This is a genomic window from Serratia sp. AR11 (genome assembly GCF_056376275.1).
The window spans coordinates 2,603,247-2,628,732 of sequence record NZ_CM150739.1; the positions used below are offsets into that span (position 1 = coordinate 2,603,247).

At 57.9% G+C, this 25,486-nt stretch carries 18 protein-coding genes; 10 read left to right on the forward strand and 8 right to left on the reverse strand.

Annotation, left to right across the window (positions count from 1 at the left end; all coding sequences use genetic code 11):
• Positions 1-22: 22 nt before the first annotated feature.
• A complete protein-coding gene (locus tag ACSOSI_RS12425; RefSeq protein ID WP_476707179.1) occupies positions 23-868 on the reverse strand; it encodes an alpha/beta fold hydrolase in 846 nt (281 codons plus the stop codon).
• A gap of 366 nt (positions 869-1,234) precedes the next feature.
• Between ACSOSI_RS12425 and dcp the strand changes: the two genes are divergently transcribed.
• Entirely contained in the window at positions 1,235-3,436 is a 2,202-nt protein-coding gene (gene dcp / locus ACSOSI_RS12430; protein WP_476707180.1) for a peptidyl-dipeptidase Dcp, read from the forward strand.
• A gap of 130 nt (positions 3,437-3,566) precedes the next feature.
• Here dcp and ACSOSI_RS12435 read toward each other — a convergent pair whose 3' ends face one another.
• From ACSOSI_RS12435 to ACSOSI_RS12455, 5 genes are all read right to left on the reverse strand, one after another.
• Positions 3,567-4,874: an MFS transporter gene (locus ACSOSI_RS12435; protein ID WP_476707181.1), complete on the reverse strand. Its 1,308-nt coding sequence runs from the start codon at positions 4,872-4,874 to the stop codon at positions 3,567-3,569.
• Positions 4,875-4,992: 118 nt separating this feature from the next.
• Positions 4,993-5,628 (reverse strand): N-carbamoylsarcosine amidohydrolase, encoded by a 636-nt coding sequence (locus ACSOSI_RS12440; RefSeq protein ID WP_368453375.1) that lies wholly within the window; start codon positions 5,626-5,628, stop codon positions 4,993-4,995.
• Positions 5,629-5,637: 9 nt separating this feature from the next.
• Entirely contained in the window at positions 5,638-6,390 is a 753-nt protein-coding gene (locus ACSOSI_RS12445) for a maleate cis-trans isomerase family protein (RefSeq protein ID WP_112362921.1), read from the reverse strand.
• A 16-nt stretch (positions 6,391-6,406) separates the two neighbouring features.
• A complete protein-coding gene (locus tag ACSOSI_RS12450) occupies positions 6,407-7,201 on the reverse strand; it encodes an alpha/beta fold hydrolase (protein ID WP_476707182.1) in 795 nt (264 codons plus the stop codon).
• Positions 7,198-8,349: an FAD-dependent monooxygenase gene (locus tag ACSOSI_RS12455; protein ID WP_476707183.1), complete on the reverse strand. Its 1,152-nt coding sequence runs from the start codon at positions 8,347-8,349 to the stop codon at positions 7,198-7,200. The genes ACSOSI_RS12450 and ACSOSI_RS12455 overlap by 4 nt, the downstream gene beginning before the upstream one ends.
• Before the next feature lie 328 nt (positions 8,350-8,677).
• Between ACSOSI_RS12455 and ACSOSI_RS12460 the strand changes: the two genes are divergently transcribed.
• The 6 genes from ACSOSI_RS12460 (at position 8,678) to ACSOSI_RS12485 (ending at position 18,607) form a co-directional block, all read left to right on the forward strand.
• A complete protein-coding gene (locus ACSOSI_RS12460; protein WP_012145040.1) occupies positions 8,678-9,736 on the forward strand; it encodes a 2,5-dihydroxypyridine 5,6-dioxygenase in 1,059 nt (352 codons plus the stop codon).
• Positions 9,737-9,801: 65 nt separating this feature from the next.
• Positions 9,802-10,275 (forward strand): MarR family winged helix-turn-helix transcriptional regulator, encoded by a 474-nt coding sequence (locus ACSOSI_RS12465; RefSeq protein WP_012145041.1) that lies wholly within the window; start codon positions 9,802-9,804, stop codon positions 10,273-10,275.
• Positions 10,276-10,353: 78 nt separating this feature from the next.
• Positions 10,354-10,896: a (2Fe-2S)-binding protein gene (locus ACSOSI_RS12470; protein WP_115184731.1), complete on the forward strand. Its 543-nt coding sequence runs from the start codon at positions 10,354-10,356 to the stop codon at positions 10,894-10,896.
• A complete protein-coding gene (locus ACSOSI_RS12475; RefSeq protein ID WP_476707184.1) occupies positions 10,889-14,464 on the forward strand; it encodes a molybdopterin cofactor-binding domain-containing protein in 3,576 nt (1,191 codons plus the stop codon). Before ACSOSI_RS12470 ends, ACSOSI_RS12475 begins: the two co-directional genes overlap by 8 nt.
• A gap of 736 nt (positions 14,465-15,200) precedes the next feature.
• Positions 15,201-16,469: an HlyD family secretion protein gene (locus tag ACSOSI_RS12480; RefSeq protein ID WP_259189196.1), complete on the forward strand. Its 1,269-nt coding sequence runs from the start codon at positions 15,201-15,203 to the stop codon at positions 16,467-16,469.
• Between the two features lie 2 nt (positions 16,470-16,471).
• Positions 16,472-18,607, forward strand: a complete 2,136-nt coding sequence (locus ACSOSI_RS12485) for a peptidase domain-containing ABC transporter (RefSeq protein ID WP_476707271.1) — start codon at positions 16,472-16,474, stop codon at positions 18,605-18,607.
• Between the two features lie 37 nt (positions 18,608-18,644).
• Here ACSOSI_RS12485 and hpxO read toward each other — a convergent pair whose 3' ends face one another.
• Entirely contained in the window at positions 18,645-19,802 is a 1,158-nt protein-coding gene (gene hpxO / locus ACSOSI_RS12490) for an FAD-dependent urate hydroxylase HpxO (protein WP_218216924.1), read from the reverse strand.
• 321 nt (positions 19,803-20,123) lie between these two features.
• Here hpxO and ACSOSI_RS12495 point away from each other — a divergent pair, with 321 nt between their 5' ends.
• The 3 genes from ACSOSI_RS12495 to ACSOSI_RS12505 are packed head-to-tail and all read left to right on the forward strand — an operon-like array spanning position 20,124 to position 24,119.
• Positions 20,124-22,331: a xanthine dehydrogenase family protein molybdopterin-binding subunit gene (locus tag ACSOSI_RS12495; protein WP_476707185.1), complete on the forward strand. Its 2,208-nt coding sequence runs from the start codon at positions 20,124-20,126 to the stop codon at positions 22,329-22,331.
• A 13-nt stretch (positions 22,332-22,344) separates the two neighbouring features.
• Positions 22,345-22,803, forward strand: a complete 459-nt coding sequence (locus ACSOSI_RS12500) for a (2Fe-2S)-binding protein (RefSeq protein WP_012145048.1) — start codon at positions 22,345-22,347, stop codon at positions 22,801-22,803.
• 11 nt (positions 22,804-22,814) lie between these two features.
• Positions 22,815-24,119 (forward strand): cytochrome c, encoded by a 1,305-nt coding sequence (locus ACSOSI_RS12505; RefSeq protein WP_012145049.1) that lies wholly within the window; start codon positions 22,815-22,817, stop codon positions 24,117-24,119.
• A 36-nt stretch (positions 24,120-24,155) separates the two neighbouring features.
• On the opposite strand, the gene ACSOSI_RS12510 is transcribed toward ACSOSI_RS12505, so the two are convergent.
• Positions 24,156-25,325, reverse strand: coding sequence for a cupin domain-containing protein (locus ACSOSI_RS12510; protein ID WP_476707186.1), 1,170 nt, complete (start codon positions 25,323-25,325; stop codon positions 24,156-24,158).
• Between the last annotated feature and the right edge of the window lie 161 nt (positions 25,326-25,486).

Below are 25,486 nucleotides of genomic sequence, written 5' to 3' on the forward strand. Positions count from 1 at the left end.
TAAACCTCCAGCAGAGTCACTGCTACTTAGTTTGTTTGCGTAAGAAACGCTCGATGGCACCCGCCAGATAAAGCGGGATTTCCTGCATTGGGTAGTGTCCACAGCCTTCGAGCAGTTCCATCTCCACATTGACGAACCACTTCAAACAGGTGTTATCCATCATCGGCAGCGTCTGTGCCGGATCGTGCTGGCCGATCAGCAACAGCAGGGGAACCGTGCAGCCGTAAGTTTCGATGGAACAATCCTCCAGTGCCCAGCTACGGAGGTAGGCTTCGAACACCGGTGGGGCACAGGCCGCACGCGACTGTTGAACGGTATCGCTGACCCAGCGGCGGGGCAGCCGGTGATGAGTGGAAAAATCAATCAGAGAGTGGCGGCAGGTATCATCCTCGACCGCCTGCTCGAAGATGCGCCAAACCTGCTGTTCTACGTCCAGCCCGCTGGCAGGAACGGGTGTCAGGCCCACCGCACTGCGTACTCGTTCAGAGTGTCGAGCGGCAATGATCTGCGCAATTTTCCCCCCCATGGAATGCCCAACCACGTCGAAGCGCTGCCAACCCAGGCTGTCCATCAGGTTGACCACGTCAGCAACCATTTCATTAGTGGTGTAGCTGCCGGCTATGCCGCGTGATTGCCCGTAGCCACGAAAATCCACGAACACATAAGTGAAGGCCTCGGTGTCCAGATGAGGGAACATCGGCTGATAGACGCTATGGTCACCAAACCAACCCGGCAGCATCACCACGCATCGGGTGCCCTGACCGATAACCCTGGCGCTCAGTAGGGGATGTTCATGCGTGGTCCGGTTTTGCTGACGATGCGAATATCCCTCCATAGCCTGTTCATTAGGTTGAGGTGTTGTAGCCATGAAATATCCATCTCCTGATTTAAATAGCCGCAGGTCTAAGCTGGTGCGGATTAGGTCATGTGCATGACGCGTTTTCAGAATTAGTTGAGGGTGGATTTGATATTGGTAAGCGGTTAGGTCGGGTTATTTCGATGAATAATTAGTCGTTTGAATTAGGCTAATGCGCCGCTAATAAAGCGTCTATAGGTGAGTTTGGGATGAACCGTTATATAAAATCGGACAATCAACGGCCTGTTGTCGAGGCTGGAGAGCTTCTAATCACTTGTTTTTGCTCAATCTGCCAACTGCGCCTAAGCTAGGATGTGACTCAAGGGGAGATGAGCTCTCCGCGACATTATTCTGTGGACATGGAGGAGTTTCGATTTGATGCGTTTATCGACATTGGTGCTGGCGATCGGCATGGCGCTGGGCACGCAGGCACAGGCAGCAGAAACCAACCCGCACGCGGATCATAGCGCGTTGCCAAGTGGCCAGGCGAAGGAGGCAACCGTGACCGGTGAAGCCAACCAACACGACAACAAAAAGAACCAAAACCCGTTCTTCTATCAAAGCCGTCTGCCATTCCAGGCGCCGCCGTTCAATCTGATCAAAGAAAGTGATTATGCCCCGGCAATTGATGCGGGCATCAAGCAGAAGCTGGAAGAGATTGAGAAGATTGCCAACAACCCGGCCAAGCCTGATTTTAAAAATACCTTTGTGGCAATGGAACAAAGCGGCGCGTTGCTGTCGAGAGTGATGAACGTCTTTGGCGCCATGACCTCGGCCAACACCAGCGACGGGTTGCAAAAACTCGATGAGCAAAGCTCGCCGAAGCTGGCGGCGCTGGATGATGCCATCATGCTAAACAGCAAGCTGTTTGCCCGTATCAAGGCCGTTTATCAACAGCGCGATGAGCTAAAACTGGATGCGGAATCGCGTCGGCTGGTAGAAGTGATCTACAAGAACTTTGAGCTGGCGGGGGCCAATCTGTCCGACGCCGATAAAACCAAACTTAAGGCGCTGAACCAGGAAGCGGCCACGCTGAGCACTCAGTTCTCCAACAAACTGCTGGCGGCGACCAAAGATGGCGCATTGGCGATCGCTGACAAAGGCAAGCTGGACGGCCTGTCGGAAAGCGAACTGGCGGCGGCGGCCCAGGCGGCCGGCGAACGCAAGCTGGATAAACAGTGGCTGCTGGTGTTGCAAAACACCACCCAACAGCCGGAATTGCAGAGCCTGAAAAACCGCGAGACCCGCAAGGCCCTGTTTGATGCTTCGTGGAACCGTGCGGAAAAGGGCGATGCTAACGACACCCGTCAGACCATTGCTCGCCTGGCTAAAGTGCGTGCCGAGCAGGCGAAACTGCTGGGGTTCCCGAATTACGCGGCCTGGAAGCTGCAAAACCAGATGGCCAAAACCCCGGATGCGGCGCTGAGCTTTATGCGTGATATCGTCCCGGCGGCCACCGCCCGCGCCGAACGTGAAGCCAAAGATATTCAGGCGGTCATCGACCAGCAGAAAGGCGGTTTCAAGGTCGAAGCCTGGGATTGGCAGTTTTACGCCGAACAGGTGCGCAAAGCCAAATATGACCTGGATGAGTCGCAGATCAAACCTTACTTCGAACTGGATAACGTGCTGAACAACGGCGTGTTCTATGCCGCCAACCTGCTGTACGGCATCAGTTTCAAAGAGCGCAAGGACATCCCGGTTTACCAGCCGGACGTGCGGGTTTATGAGGTGTTCGATAAAGACGGCAAATCATTGGCGCTGTTCTATACCGACTTCTTTAAGCGCGACAACAAGGGCGGTGGCGCCTGGATGAGCAATTTTGTCGAACAATCGAAGCTGAAAGGCACCAAGCCGGTGATTTACAACGTCGCCAACTTCACCAAACCGGCACCGGGCCAGCCTGCGTTGTTGTCGTACGATGACGTGATCACCATGTTCCACGAATTTGGTCATGCGCTGCACGGCATGTTCGCCGATCAGGAATATCCAAGCCTGTCCGGCACCAACACGGCCCGTGACTTCGTTGAGTTCCCATCGCAGTTTAACGAGCATTGGGCCAGCGATCCGAAAGTCTTTGCCCACTTCGCCAAGCATTACAAAACCGGTGAAGCCATGCCGCAGGAACTGGTCGACAAAATCAAAAAGGCCGACAAGTTCAACAAAGGTTATGACATGACCGAGCTGCTTTCTGCGGCACTGCTGGACATGCACTGGCATATGTTGAGCGCCGACCAGCCGCAGCAGGACGTGGACAAGTTCGAGGCGGAATCGCTGATGAAAGACAAAATCGATCTCAGCTATGTGCCGCCGCGCTATCGCTCCAGTTACTTCAAGCACATTTGGGGTAACGGCTATGCTGCCGGTTATTACGCCTATCTGTGGACAGAAATGCTGGCGGATGATGCCTTCCAGTGGTTCACCGAACATGGCGGCCTGACGGCAGAGAACGGCCAGCGTTTCCGCAATATGATCCTGTCGCGCGGCAACAGTCAGGATCTGGAAAAACTGTACATCGACTGGCGCGGCAAAGAGCCAAGCATTGAGCCGATGCTGATCAACCGTGGTTTGAAAGACGAATAACAGGTCATGGCATTAGCCTGGTGAGTAGTGATAAGAGGGCGTAAGAAATTACGCCCTAATTATTTGTTATAAGCAGTTTGGTTGAGATTAGGGAGTGAAGCAGGGGCGCGGAAACTCACGCCCCCTGATCTTAGCGGTTAACCACCTTGGCCGGCAGAGCGACCACCAGTAACGAACTTAACAGCAGGCAACCGGCGAACGCCCAGAGTGCGCCACCGCTTTTTCCGGTCAGATCCAGCGCCAGCCCCATCAGCGAATTACTCACCAACCCGGCAATATTGGCTAACGAGCAGGCCAGCGCGAAGCCGGTTGCCGCCGCGGTACCGCGCAGGAAGGTGGCGGGCAGGCTGAAGAACACCGGCACTGCACCGATGATCGCCGCCTGGGCCACAGAGAACAACAACACCGTGGCGATCACGCTATGAGTGAAGAAGGTGCTGCCGGCCATCGCCATCGCGCCAATAATAAACGGCACAATGATATGCCAGCGCCGCTCACGCATACGGTCCGAACTGGTGCCGATCACCAGCATTCCCAGCAGGGCGGCGACGCTCGGTAGCGCGGTCAGCATGCCGATGGTGGTAATGTCGGTCACCCCGGCGGTTTTGATAAAGGTCGGCATCCAGAACCCCATCGCATAGGCACTCAGCAGGATCGAAAAATCAATGCCGCCGAGCATCCAGACCTTGAGATTAAAGAAGCCATCGCGGAAGCTGTGTTTACTGTGACTGGCCTCGGCGTCATCCTGCGCCAGGTCGTCGGCAATACGTTGTTTCTCTTCATCGGATAACCATTTGGCCTGCCGGAAATGGTTCGGTAACACCCAGAACGTCAATATACCCAACAGCACGCTGGGGATGCCCTCCAGCAGGAACAGCCATTGCCAGCCGTGCAGCCCGTAGCGCATATCAAAATGCCCCATGATCCAGCCGGAAATCGGGCCGCCGAGCACGCTCGACAGCGGCAGGCCGATCATGAATAACGCAATAATGCGGCCGCGACGGTAAGTCGGGAACCACAGCGTCAGGTAATACAGCACGCCGGGCAGAAAACCGGCCTCCGCCACGCCGAGCAGAAAGCGGATGACATAAAACTGATTGGGGGTGGTAACGAACATGGTGCAGGCGGAAAGCAGGCCCCAGGTGATCATGATGCGGGCAATCCACACCTTGGCGCCGACCCGTTGCAGGATCAGGTTGCTCGGCACCTCAAACAGGATATAGCCGACAAAAAACAGCCCGGCGCCCAGGCCGAAGGCCGCTTCGCTCAGTTGCAGTTGGTCGGCCATCTGCAGCTTGGCCAGCCCGACATTGATGCGGTCGAGGTAGGCGGCCAAATAGCACAGACAGAGGAACGGGATCAGCTTCCAGGTGATTTTGCGGTACAGAAGCGATTCTGCGCCCGCTTTCCCGGCTAACGGGGTTTCAACAATGGCCATGATGATGTCTCCAGGTGGTGCATAGTGGCCTCCGGAGGAGGAGCGTTGTGTGTTTGCTTTCGAGGCGCTTGTCGCGCCTTCTTGATTTTTCAGCACTCCGTGCAGGTGAAACTCTCGATTACAACCGTTTCAGATAAGCGATAGCCTCCTGTTTGGCCACCACGTCGCCGTATTTACTGTCGATGTCGAACAGGTTGGCCTCGTGTGGGCCAGGGTGGCGATCGCCGACACATTCACGTACCACGATGGTGCGAAATCCGTGTTGCACCGCGTCTACCGCGCTGGCACGGATACAACCGCTGGTGGAACAGCCGGCCAGCAGCAGGGTATCGACGCCGAGCGCCACCAGCATCGGGGCCAGCGAAGTGCCGAAAAAGGCGCTGGCGTACTGCTTGGTCAGCACCACTTCCGTGGCCAGCGGGGCCACCTGCGGGCAGAATGCCGCCAACGGATTACCTTCCACCATGTCCTTCATAACCGGTGCTTTTTTCACCCAGACCCCACCATCGGCAAAATGCCCTGCATGATAGCGGATATTGGTGTGGATCACCGGAACTCCCGCCTGGCGTGCGGCTGCCAGCAGTGCCACGCTTTCATCGACCGCGCTGACCACGCCGGGGGCGAACAGAGGCGCACCCTCGGTGGTGTAGCCCTGCATAAAATCGATCACCAGCAGGGCCGGACGCTGGCCGAAACCGATGCGGTTGCCCCAAACGCCCTGGTAGTTATCGGTAAGTGAATTATCGGCTGCCATTTTGCCTCCTTAATAAGCGCCGGAAAGCAGGGCCCCGGCACCGGGAACGATAGGTTCCAGCTCCAGTGCGGTCAGCATGGCGTAGGTGGTGGCGATGGCGGCGGTCAGCACTGGCTTGCCGGTTTGCGCCTCCACCGTAGCGACCGCCGGTAAGGACGGCATTTGTACGCAGGCGGACAGCACAATAGCGTCGACGCCGCTGAGATCCATCTCGGCGACAATGCCCGGCAGATTGGCCGGATCGTGGCGACCTACCGCCAGATTGTCGGCGATCTCCAGCGCGCGCCAGACCTTGACCTCGATGCCTTCGTGCTCGATATAGTCCACCACCATTTGGGTCAGCGGCTTCATATAGGGGGCCACCAGCGCAATGCGTTTGGCACCCAGCACCTTCAGGCCGTTGACCAACGCACCGGCACTGCTGATCACCGGGGCTGCGGCGTTGTTGTCCTGGGTGACCTGCGCCAGCCTGGCCTGGGATTCACGGTGATAGCCCAGGCCCATCGACATAATTGCCACCAGGCAGGCATAGCCCAGTACGTCAACCTGCGCGTCGGAAAGCTCCAGTGCGCAGCGGTCTGATTCGGCGTCCATCGCCGCCAGCTCCGCCTTGCTGACGTGCTTCATGCGCATGCGGCTGGAGTGAAAGGTAAAGCGTTCCGGACGGATCAACTGGCGTGCGGTCAGCATCGCCGGGATCTCGGTTTCCATCGTGGTGTTGGAACTGGGCACTATCTGGCCGATACGGTAATTTTTGCTCATGACAAAGGCTCCTTGATTAATCCAGAAAATCGCCCAGGGCGCGGAAGAAACCGTCGAAATCGTCCCACGGGATCATATGGCCGGCTTTCTCGACGTGAACCAACGTGATTTCCGGCTGCAACTGATGGATCTCTGCCTCGTCTTCCGGTTGGATCACGCCGCCCAGGCCTGCCACCATCAGCAAGGTTGGCATGCGCAGCGCGGGATAATCGCGATGGCTATCGACCTGATGAAAATCTTCATAGGCGCGCTGGATCGCCGGTTCATAGCAGGTGTGCAGCCATTCGGCACGCAGTTGGCGCTGTTGTTCGCTCCAGCTCGGGCAGTAGGCACGCATCTGCTCGGCGTCCATTCCCTGCAATGACTGGCGGATCGAATCCACGTACCAGGGCCATTTACCTGGGTATTCACGGCGGCCGGGGCCGGAGACCGGCGGATCGACCAATACCAATCGCCGTACGCCATCCGGCTGCAGTGCTGCGGCGCGCAGGGCAAAGCGCGCGCCCATTGAATGGCCAAGCAGGGCGTAGTTTTCCAGTTTTAATGCGGCGGCGAAGGCGTTGACGTCCTCGGCGCAGGTTTCGGCGTCATAGGCCAGATCCGGGCCGCTGGCGGACAGACCGCGACCACGAACGTCCAGCACGTAGGTGTCATAGCGCTCGGCCAGGCGTTCGGCAACGAAGCCCCAGGTGATCGCCGGGCTGGTGATGCCGGGGATCAGGATCAGTACCGGCCCCTGGCCGCCATAGCGCAGGTAATGCTGGCGGATGCCGTTGGCCTGCACGTTGGCGCCATACAGAAAATGGCTCATGCGGCGTTCTCCGATTTCAGCGCCTGTGCGTACAGGTCATAACCGTAGACCCAGGCCGGATCTTCCTGAGTGCGCAGGAAGGTGTTGGCATTGGAGACGGCCTGCACGCGGGAGGCGCGTTCCTTACGGTTGGCTTCATACAGTTGGAAAGCGGTGCGGTAGTCGCTCAGGCCGGTTTCCTGCAGACAGCGCGCCAGCATAGCGGCGTCTTCGATCGCCATCGCCGCGCCTTGCGCCATGTGCGGTTTCATTGGGTGGCAGGCGTCGCCGAGCAGCACCATGCGGCCTTCGCTCCACAGCGGCAGGGGCTTACGGTTCAACAGTGGCCATTTGGTGACCTGTTCGCTGGATTCGATCAGCGCTTGCACAATCGGGTGATAACCGGCGAAGGTCTCGTACATTTCCTCGCGGCTGCTGTCGATAAAGCTGCCCTGGAAATCCCATGCCGGGTGTGGCACACCGCTGACGTAGTAATATTCGTCGCGTTTTTGGGTGGTGTAATAGACCATCAGGTGACGATCTGCCGACCACCACTTCACACAGTCTTCAAAGCTCAGATTGTATTTGGCCAGCTTCTCACCGCGGATCAACGCGCGGTGGGCGACCCAGCCGCTGTAGGTTGGCGCTTCTGCCCCCAGTAGATGTTCGCGAATACGTGAGTTGATACCATCGGCCCCAATCACGATATCGGCGCTGGCCTGGGTGCCATCGGCAAAGTTCAGCACCACCTGGTTGTCACGCTCCTCAATTTTGCTCAGACACTTGCCAAAATGCACGCTGCCCGGTTGCAGCGCCGCCATCTGCAACGCCTGTAAATCGCCCCGGTGCACCGTCACGTAAGCCGCACCGTACTCTTTACGGGCAAAGGTCCCCAGTTCAATACGCGACAAATAATCACCGCTTTCGGCGTCGCGGCTGAACCAGAAATCCGGATGCGAGGCCATTTGTTCCAGCGGTTGCTCGATGCCGAGACGGCGGAAAATTTTCAGTACGTTTGGCCCCATATGGATGCCGGCCCCCAGGCGGGAAAACACCGGGCTCTGTTCGTACAGGTCGACGATAAAGCCGGCTTTTTGCAGCAGACCGGCGGCGGCAGCGCCACCCAGACCGGCACCGACCACGGCAATGCGTTGTTGTTTGCTCATCATTTTTCCCCTGACTGTTGGTTTTTTACCTGGCATCTGCAGTGATGCCGGATGATCGATTTATAGTGTATACGCTAAATAACGCAAAGTTGCACAAGTGTTAATTTAGATCTGGCTCACGCTAATTGACCGGCCATTACTGTTAAACTCATGTTAACAGCAGGATGTACAGGGCTTTAAATAGGGTTTTCTTATGGCTGGAAACGGGGGCTTGCTTCCCGATTGATTTTGGTCTAGATGTTTAAAAGAGCGTGATCACTTTAATTTGCGCAAAATAACCTCATCGATGCTTGCTGCGTCGACCAACCCTTAGCGAGACAGGAGATACACCATGGCGGTCAATGATAGTCAGTTGGTACAACTGTTCGAGCAGGTGCTTACGCTGTCGAAGGTTGATGCTTCGCAAAGCGTGGCGATCCTGAAGAGTCACTATTCCGATGCGCGTACTGTGCGCGCCGCCACCGATGCGGCACTGCGCCTGGGGGCCAGGGTTTACGCGGTAGAACTGCCGTCGTTCAACCATCCGCGCGCCATGGGCAATGACATGACGGCTTACTGTGGCGATACGGCGCTGACCGGTAACCATGCGGCACAACGTGCACTGGAGGCGGCCGATCTGATTGTCGACACCATGATGTTGCTGCATTCGCCGGAACAGGAGCAGATCCTGAAAACCGGCACGCGCATTCTGCTGGCGGTCGAGCCGCCGGAGGTGTTGGCACGCATGTTGCCTAATGTTGAGGATAAAGCGCGGGTGCTGGCCGCCGCCGAGGTGCTGGAGCGTGCCAGTTTGATGCAGGTGAAGTCTGCCGCCGGCAGTGACTTCCGTGCGCCATTGGGGCAATACCCCACGGTGACCGAATATGGCTATGCCGACGAACCGGGGCGCTGGGATCACTGGCCGAGCGGTTTCCTGTTCACCTGGCCGAATGAAGAACAGGCAGAAGGGGTTTTGGTGCTGGAGGTGGGCGATATCCTGCTGCCGTTTAAAAGTTACGCGCGCGAACGCATAACGCTTGAGATCGACAAAGGCTTTGTGACGCGCATTCACGGCGGCTTCGAGGCGGAGTACCTGCGGGAGTACATGAAGTATTTCAACGATCCGGAGGTGTACGGCATTTCGCATATCGGCTGGGGCCTGCAGCCGCGTGCGCAGTGGACGGCGATGGGGCTGCACGATAAAAACGACGGTATGTGTATGGATGCACGTGCTTTCTACGGCAATTTCCTGTTCTCCACCGGGCCGAATACCGAAGTCGGCGGTACGCGCAAAACCCCGTGCCATATGGATATCGCGCTACGTCATTGCGACATCAGTCTGGATGGCAAGACGGTGGTGGCGGATGGTGAAGTGGTGGCACCGGCGGCATCGCGGGTCAGCCAGAGTTAACTTGCTGCCAAAAGCAGGGGTTTGTACTATTCTCGGTGGTTTCCATTGATGGTGAGAGTAACGCAATGACGCCCCCCGAATACCCGGCTGCAGAGAGCGGCAAGACTGAAAATTATCATTTTACCGAACAGGTCGGGCACCTGCTGCGTAAGGTTTATCAGCGCCATGTGGCGATTTTCCAGCAAAACGTTGGGGATTCGCAACTGACCGCCGTGCAGTTTATTACCCTGTGCGCGGTGCGCGACATGGGCCCGAGTTCGTTGACCGAGCTGGTACAGGTGACGGCGGTCGATCAGGCCACCATTCGCGGCATTATCGAGCGGCTCAAAGCGCGCGAGCTGATTACCGTGATGCCGGATCCTGTCGATCGGCGCAAAGTGGTGGTCGGGCTGACCGACGCCGGTGCCGTGCTGCTGGCGGGAACGCTGCCGCATGCGGCGACGATCACAGAATTAACTTTCGGCACGTTGAATCCGGCCGAACGTATAGCACTGATGTTCCTGCTCAATAAAATGCTGGAAGACCAGCCGCCCGGCTGATTCGCCACCCGCAACTGCGGTTGTCTGGTGAGTGCGGTGGGCCGACACAATAACCAGAGCGCAGGTGGAGACGCGACAATGGCGATAGCTGAAGTGCAATTGCCCAGGGAAGGCGCGGTAAAAACACTGACGGAGCATCCGCTGATGCTGTCAGTCAACGGCGAAAATATTCATACCCGGGTAATGGCGGATACTCCTCTGCTATTGGTGTTACGTAACGATCTGGCGCTCAACGGCCCGAAATACGGCTGCGGCCTGGGTGAGTGCGGAGCCTGTACCGTGTTGGTCGACGGCATTGCCGCACGTTCTTGTGTGATCCCGGCGCTGGGTGTGACCGGCCGCGCGGTGACCACGCTGGAAGGTTTGGGCGATCGCGACCGTCTGCACCCGGTGCAACGTGCCTTTATCGAAGAACAGGCCGCGCAGTGCGGTTACTGTCTCAATGGCATGATCATGACCACCAAAGCCCTGTTGGATCGCAATCCGTCGCCCAGCGACCGCGAAATCCGCCAGGCGCTGTCCGGCAACCTGTGCCGCTGCGGCACCCATATCGAAATCCTGCGTGCGGTTCAGCGCGCCATCATTCTCTGCCGCAGTGAGGAAACCTCGCCCCATGACTGACGCCCATTCCTCAGTACCGAGCCAGGCCGAATTATTGCAGCGTCATGGCGCCTTGCTGGTTATCGATCAGATCCAACCGCCGCCGGGGCTGGTGCCTAAAGGCCAGACGCCGAACCTGAAACCCAAAGAGCAGGGGCTGTTTATTGCCATTTGCGACAGCGGTGAGGTTTACGCCTTCAACGGCCATGTTGATCTCGGCACCGGTGTGCGCACCGCGCTGGGGCAAATCGTCGCCGAAGAACTCTACCTGCGTATGGAGCAGGTACGCATGGTGTTGGGCGATACTGAAAGCACGCCGAATCAGGGCGCGACCATCGCCAGCGCTACGTTGCAAATTTCTGCCGTGCCGCTGCGCAATGCTGCCGCCGAGGCACGTCGCTGGCTGCTGCAACAGGCGGCGCAGCGTTTTAGCGTTGCGGTTGAGCAACTGACGTTGAACGACGGTATGATTACCAGCCCACAAGGGCCGGCGGTGAGCTACGGCGAACTGGTCACTGGCGTGCATGTAGAACTGCCCGTCTCCGGCGATGCGCCGCTCAAGCCGCAGGCCGAATACCGGTTGGTTGGCACCAGCACTGCACGCGTTGATATCCCGGCCAAGGCTACCGGCGAATCCACCTATGTGCACGACATGCGGCTGCCGAACATGCTGCATGGCCGGGTGGTGCGGCCGCCGTATGCCGGCTATGACAGCGGTGAGTTTGTCGGCACCAGCCTGCTGACGGTGGACGAGCAGTCCATTGCCCATATTCCCGGCATCGTCAAACTGGTGGTGATCGGGGATTTTATCGGCATCGTCGCCGAGCGCGAAGAACAGGCGATCAAGGCAGCAGAAGCGTTGCAGGTCAGCTGGAAGGACTGGCGGCGTAACCTGCCGCAGATGACCGACGTGGCGCAGGCGCTGCGTGATAACCCGCATTCGACACGGGTGGTGCATGACACCGGCAATGTGGATGCGGCATTGGCCGCCGCCGATCGTCGCTTTACCCGCAGTTACCTGTGGCCGTACCAACTGCATGCTTCGATCGGCCCTTCCTGCGCATTGGCGGACTACCAGCCGCAGCAGTTACGAGTCTGGTCAGGTAGCCAGAACCCGCATCTGCTGCGTGCCGATCTCGCCTGGCTGCTGGAGTACCCGGAACAGCAGATCGACATTATCCGCATGGAGGCGGCGGGCTGCTATGGCCGCAACTGTGCCGATGATGTCTGCGCCGATGCGGCGTTATTGTCGCGTGCGGCAGGGCGTCCGGTACGGGTGCAGCTCACCCGCGAGCAGGAACACCTGTGGGAACCCAAGGGCACGGCACAGTTGATGGAGGTTGACGGTGGGCTGGACGCCGACGGTCACCCGGTGGCCTACGATTTTCGTACTTATTACCCGTCCAATGGCGCACCCACGCTGGCGTTGTTGCTGACCGGAATGGTTGAACCGGTACCGGTGGCTTATGAGATGGGGGACCGCACCTCGGTGCCGCCATATGAATACCCGGAACTGCGCGTCAGCATTGAGGACATGGCACCCATCGTTCGAGCCTCCTGGATGCGCGGGGTGTCGGCACTGCCGAATACCTTCGCGCACGAATCCTATATTGATGAGCTGGCCATGGCGGCCGGCGTGGATCCACTGGAATATCGGCTGCGTTATATCAAGGATCAACGTGCCACAGAACTGATGCTCAGCACCGCCGAGCGCGCTGGCTGGACGCCGCACACCGAACCGATGCAAACCCCGGCGGAAGACGGTGTGTTGCGCGGACGTGGTTTTGCCTATGCGCGCTATATTCACAGCAAATTCCCCGGCTTTGGTGCCGCCTGGGCGGCCTGGGTCGCCGATGTGGCGATCGACAAGGCCAGTGGCGAAGTGGCGGTCACGCGTATTGTGGTCGGGCATGACGCGGGCATGATGGTCAACCCGGACGGCGTGCGTCACCAGATCCACGGCAATGTGATCCAGTCGACCAGCCGGGTGCTGAAAGAGCGGGTGACCTTCGAAGAATCGACTATTTCCAGCAAGGAATGGGGGGCTTACCCGATCCTGACCTTCCCGGAGGTACCGGAGGTGGACGTGGTGATGATGCCACGGCCTTACGATCCGCCGCTCGGTGCCGGGGAGTCTGCTTCGGTGCCCAGTGCCGCGGCCATTGCCAACGCGGTGTTTGACGCCACCGGCATTCGTTTTCGCGAGTTGCCGATCACTTCCGACCGACTGCGCGAGGCGCTGAACGGCCCGGATAGCGCCCGACAGGAAGCTGCGCCAGCGGTTAAACCCAGGCGCAGTAAATGGTGGTTTGGCGGTGCGGCCGGTATTTTCGGTGCGCTGTTGGGCGTAGCGGCTACGGCACTGCCGTGGCGTGCCGAGATTGCCCCGGTGGCAACCCCTGGTTCGGGTACCTGGTCGGCAGCGACCCTGGAGCGCGGTCGTCAACTGGCCGCCGTCGGGGATTGCGCGGTGTGCCATACCGCCTCTGAAGGGGCGACCAACGCCGGCGGACTGGCAATGGAGACTCCGTTTGGCACCCTGTACAGCACCAATATCACGCCAGATGTGGAGACCGGTATCGGCAACTGGTCGTTTGGCGCTTTTGACCGGGCGATGCGTCAGGGCATCAGCCGCGACGGGCGTAATCTGTACCCGGCTTTTCCTTATACTTCGTTCAGCAAAATGACCGACGGTGATATGCAGGCGCTGTATGCCTATATGATGTCGCAGCCGGCGGTCGCGCAGAGCAATCCGGCGAACCAGATGCGTTTTCCGTTCAATATCCGCCCGTTGATGGCCGGTTGGAATGCACTGTTTCTGCGTCAGGGCGAGTTTCAGCCGGACCCTGCGCAAACCGCCCAGTGGAACCGGGGCTCTTATCTGGTCAATGGGTTGGGGCACTGTGCGGCCTGCCATTCGCCGCGTAATCTGATGGGGGCGGAAAAGGGGGGCAGCAGCTTCCTGGCCGGAGCGATGGTGGACGGCTGGGAGGCACCGGCGCTGAACCAACTGGCCACGGTGGAGAAACCCTGGGATGAAGAACAGCTGTTCCAGTACCTGAGCAGCGGTCATTCCGCCGAGCACGGCGTCGCGGCCGGGCCAATGGGGCCGGTGGTCAGCGAACTGGCGACGTTGCCGGAGTCTGACGTGCGGGCGATGGCCAACTATCTGATATCCCTGAGCAGTCCGGCTCAATTAAATGTAGAGCCGCAGGTCAAACTGGCCACCCGTCTGCAACCTGCTCTGGGGCAACAGGCCGGTGAACGCCTGTTTCAGGGCGCCTGTCAGGCCTGCCACAGTGCCGCTGCCGGTGGGCCACAGCTGTTTGGCGTCAGTCCGGATCTGGCCAATAACACCAATATTTTCAGTGAGCGACCGGATAACCTGATCAAGGTGATCCTGCAGGGGATTGCCAAACCTGCCACCGCCGATTTGGGTTTTATGCCGAGCTTTAAGGACAGTTTCTCCGATCGGCAGGTGGCAGATCTGGTGAACTACCTGCGCCAGCGTTATGCCGGTGACAAACCGGCCTGGCGCAATGTGGAAGCGCAGGTGGCCAGACTACGCGCCAATCCGGGCAGCCATTAATCTCCACACTAAGGGCGTAATGCCGGTCAGTTAAGCAAAGTTCTGAATAAGCATGTACGACGTCGTTTAAGTGGGCGTCCCCCTCTCCCGAGGGAGAGGGCCGGGGTGAGGGGCTTTTGCGCCGGCGTTTATTTAATGGTTTATTGGCCTTGTGAATTGAATATCAAATTTGGCGGTGCTTAAAATATGAATAAACGAAGTGGGGTGATAAAATATCGCAACCTTGCTAACTGTGTAATTAAGTGCCTCGTATAAGATATTCGCTTTAGTTGAGTTTATTATATTGGTGGAAATGGTTTTATATATTGACACGATGCTGGATGGTGTTTATATCTATGTCTGCCTTGCGTTTTTCGAATATGTGGTTTTAATATGAGTGGTGTGAATTTAATTTGGTATGAGTATTCTATGTAACATATTGGTATGATTACATATTAATGTTGAATGGGTGTCTTTTGTGAAGACGTTTTGGTCGGATTTTATTATGGTCATTCTTGCCGTCACGCTATCCCGTAATCTGTTTTTTAATGTGGGGCTTAGCCAATATAGCGGTCTGTTAAAAATCAATATCCCTTGTGAATTGGCCAAGTGGATGATTTATTTTTTCGTGCTGTTAGGGACAATGACTTTTATGAAGTCAATATATACCTCGGCGCAAGGATTGGTCCGTAAATGGAAGCGTCGCGGTCAGTAAGATGATTATCGACCTATAATGCCGATAAAGGTATAACCCCCAATGACAGGACGTCCTCCCCAGCTTTACCGCGAGGGTTATTTTGCCGCTCAGGCCACCAGAGCCGAGGGGGAAGTGATTATCCCCGCTAGCCTCAGTTTAACCGTCTATGCCTGGGTCAGCGTCCTGCTGGTGCTGGCCATCTTGCTATTCCTAATGTTGGGCGAATATACCCGCAAAGCGCGGCTGGAAGGGGTGGTGATGCCGTCCAGTGGGTTGATCAAGGTGGTTGCCCGCAGCGCCGGGCAGGTTACCGAACGGCTGGTGGCGGAAGGGGCGGCGGTCAAGGCCGGTCAGGCGCTGTATCGGCTCAGCGGTGAATATTTCAATGGGCAGGGCGTCGGTACGCTGGCGTCGGTTTCTGATTCATTAAATCGTCAATATCGCATGCTGGAGCATCAGCGTGCACAAGAGCTGGCGACCCGCGTTCTGCAGCAAACCGGCGTACGGCAACGCATCGCGCAGCTCAATCAGGAACTGTCCAGCGCAGACGCGGCAATGCTGCTGGTTCAGCAACAGGCGAAACTTTCACATTCGTTGATGGAGCGCTACCGCAAACTGATCGCCAAAGGCTATGTCTCCGAGCTGGAGTTTCAGCAGCAGCGAATGACGCTGTCGACGGCGCAGGAAAAGGTTGAACTCCAGCGACAGGCGCAGCTGCGGCTAAAACGCGAGCTTGCCGCGGCGGCCTCAGAGCTGCGCACCCTGGAACAACAACAGCAAGGGCGCGACGCCGAGCTTGAACGTCAGTTACAGGGCATTAAACAGCAGGAGATCGAACTGGGCGCCCAGCGCGATCATACGCTGACCGCCCCGGTGGATGGGCATATCGCCGTGGTACTGGCGCGGGCCGGTCAGACGGTAAAACAAAGCGATCCTTTACTGATGATGGTCGCTGATGATGCACAGTTACAGGTCGAATTGTTTGCCCCAAGCAAAGCGGTGGGGTTTATCAAGCCCCAGCAGCGAGTGGGGCTGCGCTTTGCCTCATTCCCCTATGAAAAGTTTGGTGTGCAGTATGGCGTCACCCGCGCCATAACCGACACCAGCCTCAGCGCCAGCGAGGCGCTGCTGCAAAACCCGATGGTGTGGAAGGAAAACGAAGGGCATTACCGCGTCATCGTGGCCTTGGATAAAACCACCATTACGGCCTATGGCCGACAGGAGCCGTTGCGAGTCGGCATGACCGTGTCTGCGGATGTGGAGCTGGACAGCCGCCGCCTGTACGAGTGGCTGCTGGAACCGTTATGGAGTCTGCAAGGAAGGATCTGAACATGGACGTTACCGAAGTGATTAACTGGGGATGGCGCAAGCGCCTGCCGTTGATTCGCCAAACGGAATCGGCGGAGTGCGGCGTGGCCTGCCTGGCGATGATTGCCGGATGGCATGGATACCGGGTTGATCTGCCCACGTTGCGAGCACGATTTAACGTTTCGCAGCTCGGCATGACATTTTCGCAGTTGATGAGCTGTGCCGAACAGTTGCACTTAAGTGGTCGCGCCGTGCAGCTGGAGCTTGAAGAGTTGCACCTGCTGGCGGTGCCCTGCATTTTGTACTGGGACATGAATCACTTTACGGTACTCAAACGGGTGCGAGGGCAGAGGCTGGAATTGCACGATCCGGCTCGTGGTGCGGTAACCATGAGCCTGCGGGAAGCGAACCGTCACTTTACCGGCGTTGCCATGGAACTGACGCCCACGCACCAGTTTGCGGTCAAAGATCAGCGAAAAAAGATCCGCCTGTTCGATCTTATTGGCAAGACTCAGGGCCTGAAATCGGCGCTGGGCAGGATCTTCTGTTTCGCCCTGGCACTCGAAGTCTTTGCGCTGATTGGCCCGCTGATCAACCAACTGGTGATTGATGAAGTGTTGGTGGCGCTGGACGCCAGCCTGCTGACGCTGATCGTCATCGCCATGTTGCTGATGGCCGCGACCCAAACGCTACTGGAGTTGGCCCGACAGTGGGCGACCCTCACCATGGCGGTCAACTTCAACATGCAGTGGACGGCGAACGTGTTTCACCACCTGTTGCGGCTGCCGATTAGCTGGTTTGAGGCACGCAATATGGGGGATATCAGCGCCAAATTCGATGCCGTCGACACCATTCAGGACACGCTGACCACCACGCTGCTCGAAGCCTTTCTGGATGTGTTACTGGTGGTGGGCACGCTGACCATGATGTTTTTCTACAGTGCCAAATTAACCCTGGTCGCGTTGGCCGCCGCTCTGGTTTATGGCCTGCTGCGGCTGTTTTGGTTCAGTACTCTGCGTATAGCGGCAGATGATAGCTGGGTCGCCGGTACCCAGGAATCCAGCCACTTTCTGGAGAGCCTGCGCGGGGTGTTGAGCTTGCGGGTCAATGGGGCGCTGACGCCGCGCGAATCGGTCTGGCGTAATCTGAATGTCGCCCGCCGCAATGCTCAACTGCACGAAAGCAAACTGATGATGGTGTACGGCATTATGCAGACCGTTATCGGCAGCGTGGTGGGGGCGGCGGTGCTGTGGCTGGGGGCCAGCGCGGTGCTGGCCGGTCAGTTTTCGGTGGGTATGCTGGTGGCTTATATGTCCTTTCAGGGGCGTTTTTCGTCCAGCATCAATGGGTTGATCGACAAACTGGTCGCGTACCGCATGCTGGATGTCTATAACCAACGGCTGGCGGATATTGTGCTCGCGGCGCGTGAAGATGCGGCGTCACAGGCGGCAGGTGGTGCCAATGGGCCATCAGCGGCCTGCGTCTGGCCGAGCGATCGTCCTGCGTTGAGCCTGGAGCAGGTCAGTTTTAAATACGCCGGAACCGAACGTGAGATCCTGTCGCAGGTCTCGTTGCAAATCATGCCCGGCGAGGTGCTGGCGCTGGTCGGTGCCTCTGGTTGCGGCAAGACCACGCTGGCCAAGCTGGTACTGGGCCTGTATCCGCCGACCGCCGGGGTGATCCGCACGTTGGGCATCGAGCACCGGCAGGGGGATTATCAACAGGTTCGCCAGCATATCGGCGTGGTATTGCAGGAGGACCAACTGTTTCGTGGATCCATTGCCGAAAACATGACGTTTTTCTCTTCCCGGGTTGATCAGCAAAAGCTTGGCGAATGTGCTCGTCTGGCGCAGTTGGAACAGGACATCGAAAAACTGCCGATGGGTTACCAGACGTTAATCGGCGAAATGGGGGGAACCCTGTCCGCCGGGCAGAAACAGCGCTTACTGTTGGCGCGGGCGTTGTACAAGCAGCCACAGTTGCTGATCCTCGATGAAGCCACCAGTCATTTGGACGTTACTAACGAAACGCTGATTGGCCAGACTTTACGCCAGCTTGGGTTACCCATTTTACTGATCGCCCACCGGCCGGAAACCATCGCCACGGCGGACCGGGTGATCGAACTGGCGGCGGGGCGCATCCGCACTTTGAGCGTTTGACGGTAAAGCCTTGCCTTGCCATAGAGAATGGGCTGAGTCAGGCCAGCGGTCCGCCCATAATGGTTTCTTGCATACCAGAGAGAATGCGCTCGCCGGTTTCGCTTTTCAGTTCTTCGTACCAGCCATGGGTGATCGCCATCTCTTTACCGTGGGTGACATCACAGCGCTTGCGCGCCTTCAGCACCAGGTCCTTCACCCGGTGGCTGCGTTTTTCCTGATAACGCAACAGCGCGTCTTCAATGCCGAGCGAGTTGGTTTGTAAGGCAATCGCCAGTACCACCGCGTCCTCCATTGCCGCACAGCCGCCCTGGCCGATATCCGGCGTGGTGCTGTGCCCGGCGTCGCCCAGTAATGCCACGCGCCCGCGCACCAACCGTTCGAAAGGTTCGATATCATGGATCTCAATGCGGTTGATGGTATCGGGGTCGAGCGCGGCAATCAGTTTCTGCACCGGCTCGGCCCAGCCGGCAAAGTAACGCTGCAGATCGGCGCGCGCCGTGCTGCGGTCTTCCGCCAGCCCGGTGGGCAGAGGAACGTCGAAGAAATAGTAGAAGCGGTTGTCGGAGACGGGCATCAATGACACCCGCTTGCCTTCACCGACAAAGGTGGTCCACTGGTCGGCGGGGGCGATGGACTCATCAATGGCTACCAGCCCGTTCCAGTTAACGTAACCGGCATAGCGACGATCCACCCCGTGGCCCAGCACATAAGGGCGAATGGCGGAATGAGTGCCGTCGGCGGCGATCAGAAAATCACCGCTGGCCTGGCTGCCGTCTTCAAACCAGGCGGTCACGCCCTGCGAAGTTTCTTCAATGCCGCTGACGCGTTTGCCGAAATGCACCCGATCGCGGCCATAGGTGTCCAGCAACATCGCCTGTAGCTCGGCTCGGGCCACCGGGTACGGCCGTTCGCCGACGCTGGCGATCAGCGGATCCAGGCTAAAGCGCGTCAGGGTCTGACCGTGCAGGTATTCCTGATAGGCCATATAGTGCATCGGGCCGCCGAGCGCGCGCAGCGGTTCTTTCATCCCCAGATAATTAAGGCATTTTACGCCGTTGGGCCAGATGGAAATGGCGGCCCCGACCGGTTTGATTGCTTTGACCGCTTCAAAAACCTCGGTGTCGATACCGACACGCTGTAATGCGATGGCGGTACACAGGCCGCCGATGCCGCCACCAATGACAATTGCTTTCATCTGCTTCTCCCTCATAGCCATGATCGGGATAAGCAATTTCCATACCAGTCCGCAAACCGAGCGCTGGCGCGCTATCGGGCAGTCGTTTGATGCAATTTGATGCAATCCATGGGCCGTGACGGGGCATCCTTAGCTGTTCCAGGCATGCAATTGCGCATAGCACAAATCCACAATAGAAAACCCCGCCTGAATGCCAGACAGACAAAATAATAGGCTACGCTAACTATTAGCCCGTCGCGCTGGTGTATGCAGACGGCGCGCATAAAAAGAATGATTTCGCCGCATTGATTAAGGTTGATCGGCATTTTGGAGCGATGAGCAATGAATCTACCCGAAGTCCCGCTTACCCGGCGGCGTTTTATCGTCGGCGCCAGTGCGCTGGTGATCGGTGCCTATCTGCCGTCTACCGGTGCGCAGGCTCGAGCCAACTCCGCCACGGCGCCTGAAAACAATCCTCATGCAGCCAATGCCTTCGTGCAGATTGATCAGGAAGGCATTGTCACCGTTATCAGTAAACATACCGAGGTGGGCCAGGGGGTGTATACCGGCATGGCGACATTGGTCGCCGAAGAGCTGGACGCCGATTGGTCGCAGGTGCGGGTGGTTGCCGCGCCGGTTGATACCAACGTCTATAAAAATCTGTCGTTCGGTTTCCAGGGCACCGGTGGCTCCAGTTCGGTGGCCAATGCCTATGAGCAGATGCGTCGCATGGGGGCCATGGCGCGTGCAATGCTGGTGCAGGCCGCCGCGCAAAGTTGGAAAACCTCCGCGCAGGAAATTACCGTGCAGGCGGGCAAGATCCGCCATGCAGCCAGTGGGCGTGAAGCGGGCTTCGGCGAGTTTGCCGTATTGGCCAGCCAGTTACCGCCACCCGACCCCGCGACTCTGACACTGAAAGATCCCGCCAATTTTACGTTGATCGGCAAGGCCAGCGGCCTGCACCGGGTGGACTCGCTGGCCAAAACCAATGGTTCGGCGCAATTCACTCAGGACATTCATGAGCCGGATATGTTGACCGTGACCATCAAAAAGCCACCGCGTTTCGGCGGCAAGGTGGCCTCATTTGACGCCAGTCGGGCGCTGGCGGTGGCGGGCGTCGTGGCGGTGAAGCAGACCGATACCGGCGTGGCGGTGTACGCCAAAAATACCTGGGCGGCGATCCAGGGGCGTGAAAAATTACAGGTGGAGTGGGACGACTCGCAGGCCGAGCGGCGCAACACCGAGCAGATTTTCGCCGAGTTCCGCCAGGTGGCGCAAAAGCCCGGTGCGGTGGCGAAAAGTCACGGCCAGCCGGACGAGGTTTTTGATAAAGCAGACAAAGTGATCGAAGCGGAATACACCTTCCCGTATGTGGCCCATGCGCCGATGGAGCCGCTGGACGGCTATCTGTTCTGGGACGGCGAAAGCGTCAAGGCGCGTTATGGCTGCCAGATCCAAACCCTCGATCACCAGCAACTGTGCGATCTGTTCCAATTGCCGCCGGAGAAGGTAGAAATTGAAACCATTTTAGCCGGCGGTAGCTTTGGTCGCCGTATCGATCTGGGCAACCCGAAGCTGGGGCCGGATCTGGCCGCAGACATGGCGGCGGCGGCCAAGGCGATTGGCCCTGGGCACGGGGTGAAGGTGGTGTGGACGCGTGAAGACGATATCCGCAACGGCTGGTATCGCCCGATGATCCTGCACCGGCTGCGCGGGGCGATCCGCGGCGGCAAGGTGGTGGGCTGGAGTGACACCGTCGTCGGCCATTCCTGGACGCTCAACAGTGCGATGACGGCACTGGTGGTTAACGGTGTCGATCAGATGATGATCGAAGGTGCCAGCGAAGTTCCTTATACCTTCGAGAGTTTCCGCTGCGACGCCCATATCGTGCCGGGCAAGGTACCCACTACCTCACTGAGGTCGGTGGCCAGTACCCACACCGGCCACGCGGTGGAAAGCTTTATCGACCAACTGTTGCAGGAAACCGGGCAGGATCCGGTAGAGGGGCGATTGGCACTGATGGGGGATGCGCCGCGTGAGGCTGGCGTATTACGGGCGGTGGCGAAAGCCGCTAACTGGCAGGGCGCGAAGGTGGTGGATGGCCGGACGCGGGGGGTTGGCGTCGCCAAGGCGTTTAATACCCGGGTAGCGCAGATTGCCGAGGTGTCGATCGGCGAAGGCGGCATTCCACGGGTGCACAAAGTGTGGTGTGCGGTGGACTGCGGCGTTGCGGTCAATCCGGATGTGATCCGCGCGCAGATTGAAGGCGGCATCGGCTACGGTCTGAGCATCGCACTGTACGGCAATATTACGCTAAAAGACGGGGTGGTTGAGCAGTCCAACTTCAACAATTTCCGCCCGCTGCGTATCGATGAAATGCCGGAAATAGAGGTGATTATCGTGCCTTCCAGCGAGGCCCCGACCGGCGTGGGTGAACTGGGTGTGCCGACCATTGCCCCGGCGGTCGGGAATGCTCTGGCGCTGCTCGGGCGGCCCCGCAGTTCACTGAGCCTGCCTTTACACCGTCCCAACAGTGACGCCAGCGTCTGACAAGGAGAACAGCATGATAACTTTAACCGTGAACGACCAACCGCTGACGTTTGATGGCGACCCGCATATGCCGCTGCTGTGGTTCCTGCGTGATGAAGCCGGGCTGACCGGCACTAAATTTGGCTGCGGCATTGCGATGTGCGGCGCTTGTACCGTTCATCTGGACGGCGTGCCGGTGCGGTCTTGCATGACGCCGGTCTCTGCCGCCGAGGGCAAGAAAATTACCACCATCGAAGCGATAGGTGAAACGCCGACGGGCAAAGCGGTGCAGGCGGCCTGGGTCAATCTGGACGTGGTGCAATGCGGCTACTGCCAGTCCGGCCAGATCATGAGCGCCAGCGCACTGCTGGCCCAAAGCAAGAACCCGAGCGATGCAGATATTGACGCGGCGATGAGTGGCAACGTTTGCCGCTGCGCTACCTACGTGCGCATTCGCGCCGCCATTCACCAGGCCGCCAAGGCGTTGGATTAAGGGAGAAACCCATGAGCAACGCCCTGAGATGGCTGTTATGGCTGATTGTCGCAATAGTGGTGCTAGCGGGAGGCTACGCGCTTTATACCCTGTTACGTCCGGTCGGCCCGGAGCCTGCTGCTCCTATCGCCGGGGCCCCGGCGAGCATTAGCGATAAGCTGGCCCGCGGTGAATATCTGGCACGTGCCGCCGACTGCGTGGCCTGCCACACGGCGCCTGGCGGCAAACCTTTCGCCGGCGGTTTTGCCTTTAAACTGCCATTCGGCACCATTTACGGCACCAACATTACCGCCGACCCGGAAACCGGGATCGGTGGCTGGAGTGACGATCAGTTTGTGAGTGCGGTGCGTGAAGGCGTCGGTCCACAGGGGAATCTGTATCCGGCAATGCCTTATACTTCCTACACAGGGTTAAGCCGTGACGACGTACTGGCGATCAAAGCCTACCTGTTCAGCCTGCCGCCGGTGAAGCAGGCGAATCCGGAAAACGGTCTGTCGTTCCCGTTCAACCAGCGCTGGGGCATGAAGTTCTGGAATTTGGCGTTCTTCAACGAAAAACGCTTCGAGCCGAACCTCAATCAGGATGAGCAATGGAATCGCGGGGCCTATCTGGCGACGGCTCTGGGCCACTGCAGCGAATGTCATACCCCGCGCAATCTGGGTTTTGGCATTAATCAGAGCAAAAACCTCAGCGGTGAGGTGATCCAGGGCTGGTTCGCCGGCAATATTACCCCGGATCGGCAGACCGGTATTGGCGCCTGGAGCGAACAGCAACTGTCGCAATATCTGGCCACCGGCCATGCGGAAGGGCGCAGCAGCGCTTCCGGCCCGATGGCGGAAGCGGTGGAAAACAGCCTGCAGTACCTGACGCCGGAGGACAACCAGGCCCTGGTGAAATATCTGCGCAATATCGAGCCGATCGCCACCGACAGTGCCAGCGCGGTGAATCTGCAGCCGAAGGGCGCCACCTCTTCCAGCGCGGTATTACCGGGTGGGCAGGAAGATTCGCTGGGCCGCAGGCTGTTCGCCGGGGACTGTAGCGGTTGTCACCAGTGGAACGGCACCGGCCGCCAGAGCAAATATGCTTCGTTGGTTGGCAGCACCGCGGTTAACGATCCGCAGGGCCGTAGCGTGGTGCAGGCGATCCTCAAAGGTACGCGCATCAGCATTGGTGAGCAGCACGAGTTTATGCCGGACTTTGGTAGCCAGTACTCGGACGAAGAAGTGGCTGCGGTAGCGAACTACGTGGTGGGCCAGTTTGGTGAAAAACAAGGCAAGGTGACCGCCAAACAGGTGGCGGAGCAGCGTAAGCAGTAACCCTTGGCGAGGGGGTTAACGCCCCCTCGCTACCCATCAGTTTTTACGTCGGGACATTACCAGTTTGTCCCTGGGGCGATCTTGCCAGTCGGCAATCTGATTATTGAAGTTATCTGCCAGCAGATAGGCCGGGGTTTTTGCCAACCAGTCAGACAGCGAAATATCCTGATAAATACCGTTATCCAGTACGATTAGCACTTTGAGATCCTCATCGCCCATATTCTCAATGTAATGACCAAAACCCTGCGGGACATAACCGACGTCTGTCGGTGCATATTCTGCGGTCTGCGCATGGCCGTGTGAACTGAATACCGTCATGCGGCCCTTTCCTGAAATATAGTATTGCCACTCATTGGCGTTGGGATGCCAGTGCAATTCCCGCACGGCACCGGGTTTAACGATTTCGATAATGCCGGTCATGGTGGTTGAAATGGGGAATTCTTTTGACGATACCAAATGAACGCTGCCTGCATCATTTTCAAAAAAAGGTTTTTGCTTCATTAATTCATAACGGTGGGCCAACGGAGAGTTATTCAAGCCGCCGTCGTTGCTGGGCAGAGGCAGAGTCGGGGGAACCGCACCACCGACAATATAGGCCTCACCCTGTTTGGCTTTGGAAAATACCGCTGCCGGCATATTGACGCTTTTTTCCAACACCTCTTTGGGCATGTGTGCCACCCAGTCGGTAATGCTGAAAGTACCAAACTCGGAAAAATGGCCGTTATCAAAGGTCAAAACAAAGTGCGCGCCGTCCGCCAGCGCCTGGATCGAGTGCCCGTAACCTTTGGGAAAATACCAAACATCCCCTGCACCGAAGTCCGCCACTTCACACTTGCCCTCTGGGTCGATGATGGTGATACGGGCATGGCCTTCCAGCATAAATGCCCATTCGGCGGCAATGGCGTGCCAGTGCAGCTCGCGGACACCGCCCGGCTCCAGCGTCATATCTACCCCGGCAACGCCTTCAGAAATCGGGAATTGTTCGACGGTGGCCTCTCTGGCCCACCCGCTGGGCAGGCTGCGTTTTTTGCTGTTGGCAAAGACATATTTATAAAGGTTTTGTGCATCGGCGGCGGGTTGGAAAGTACTGGGTGGGACAATATTACGATGTTCGTCGGCGCTGGCGGATTTAATCATACCGCCCATTACGCTGGCTGCAGCTGCGCTGACCGCAGAGGCTTTTAATATATCACGACGCGATAACATATGACTTTCTCCAATATATAGAATGCCTGCCAAAATATCGGCAGGATTTATCTGATGGTTTTATTGGTTGCAGGTGTGTTATTGCCGCATTAAAATGCTCTGCGACGGTTAAATCATAGTGGCTTAGGCCGTATTCACCGCAAATAATTTATTTGTTTGTG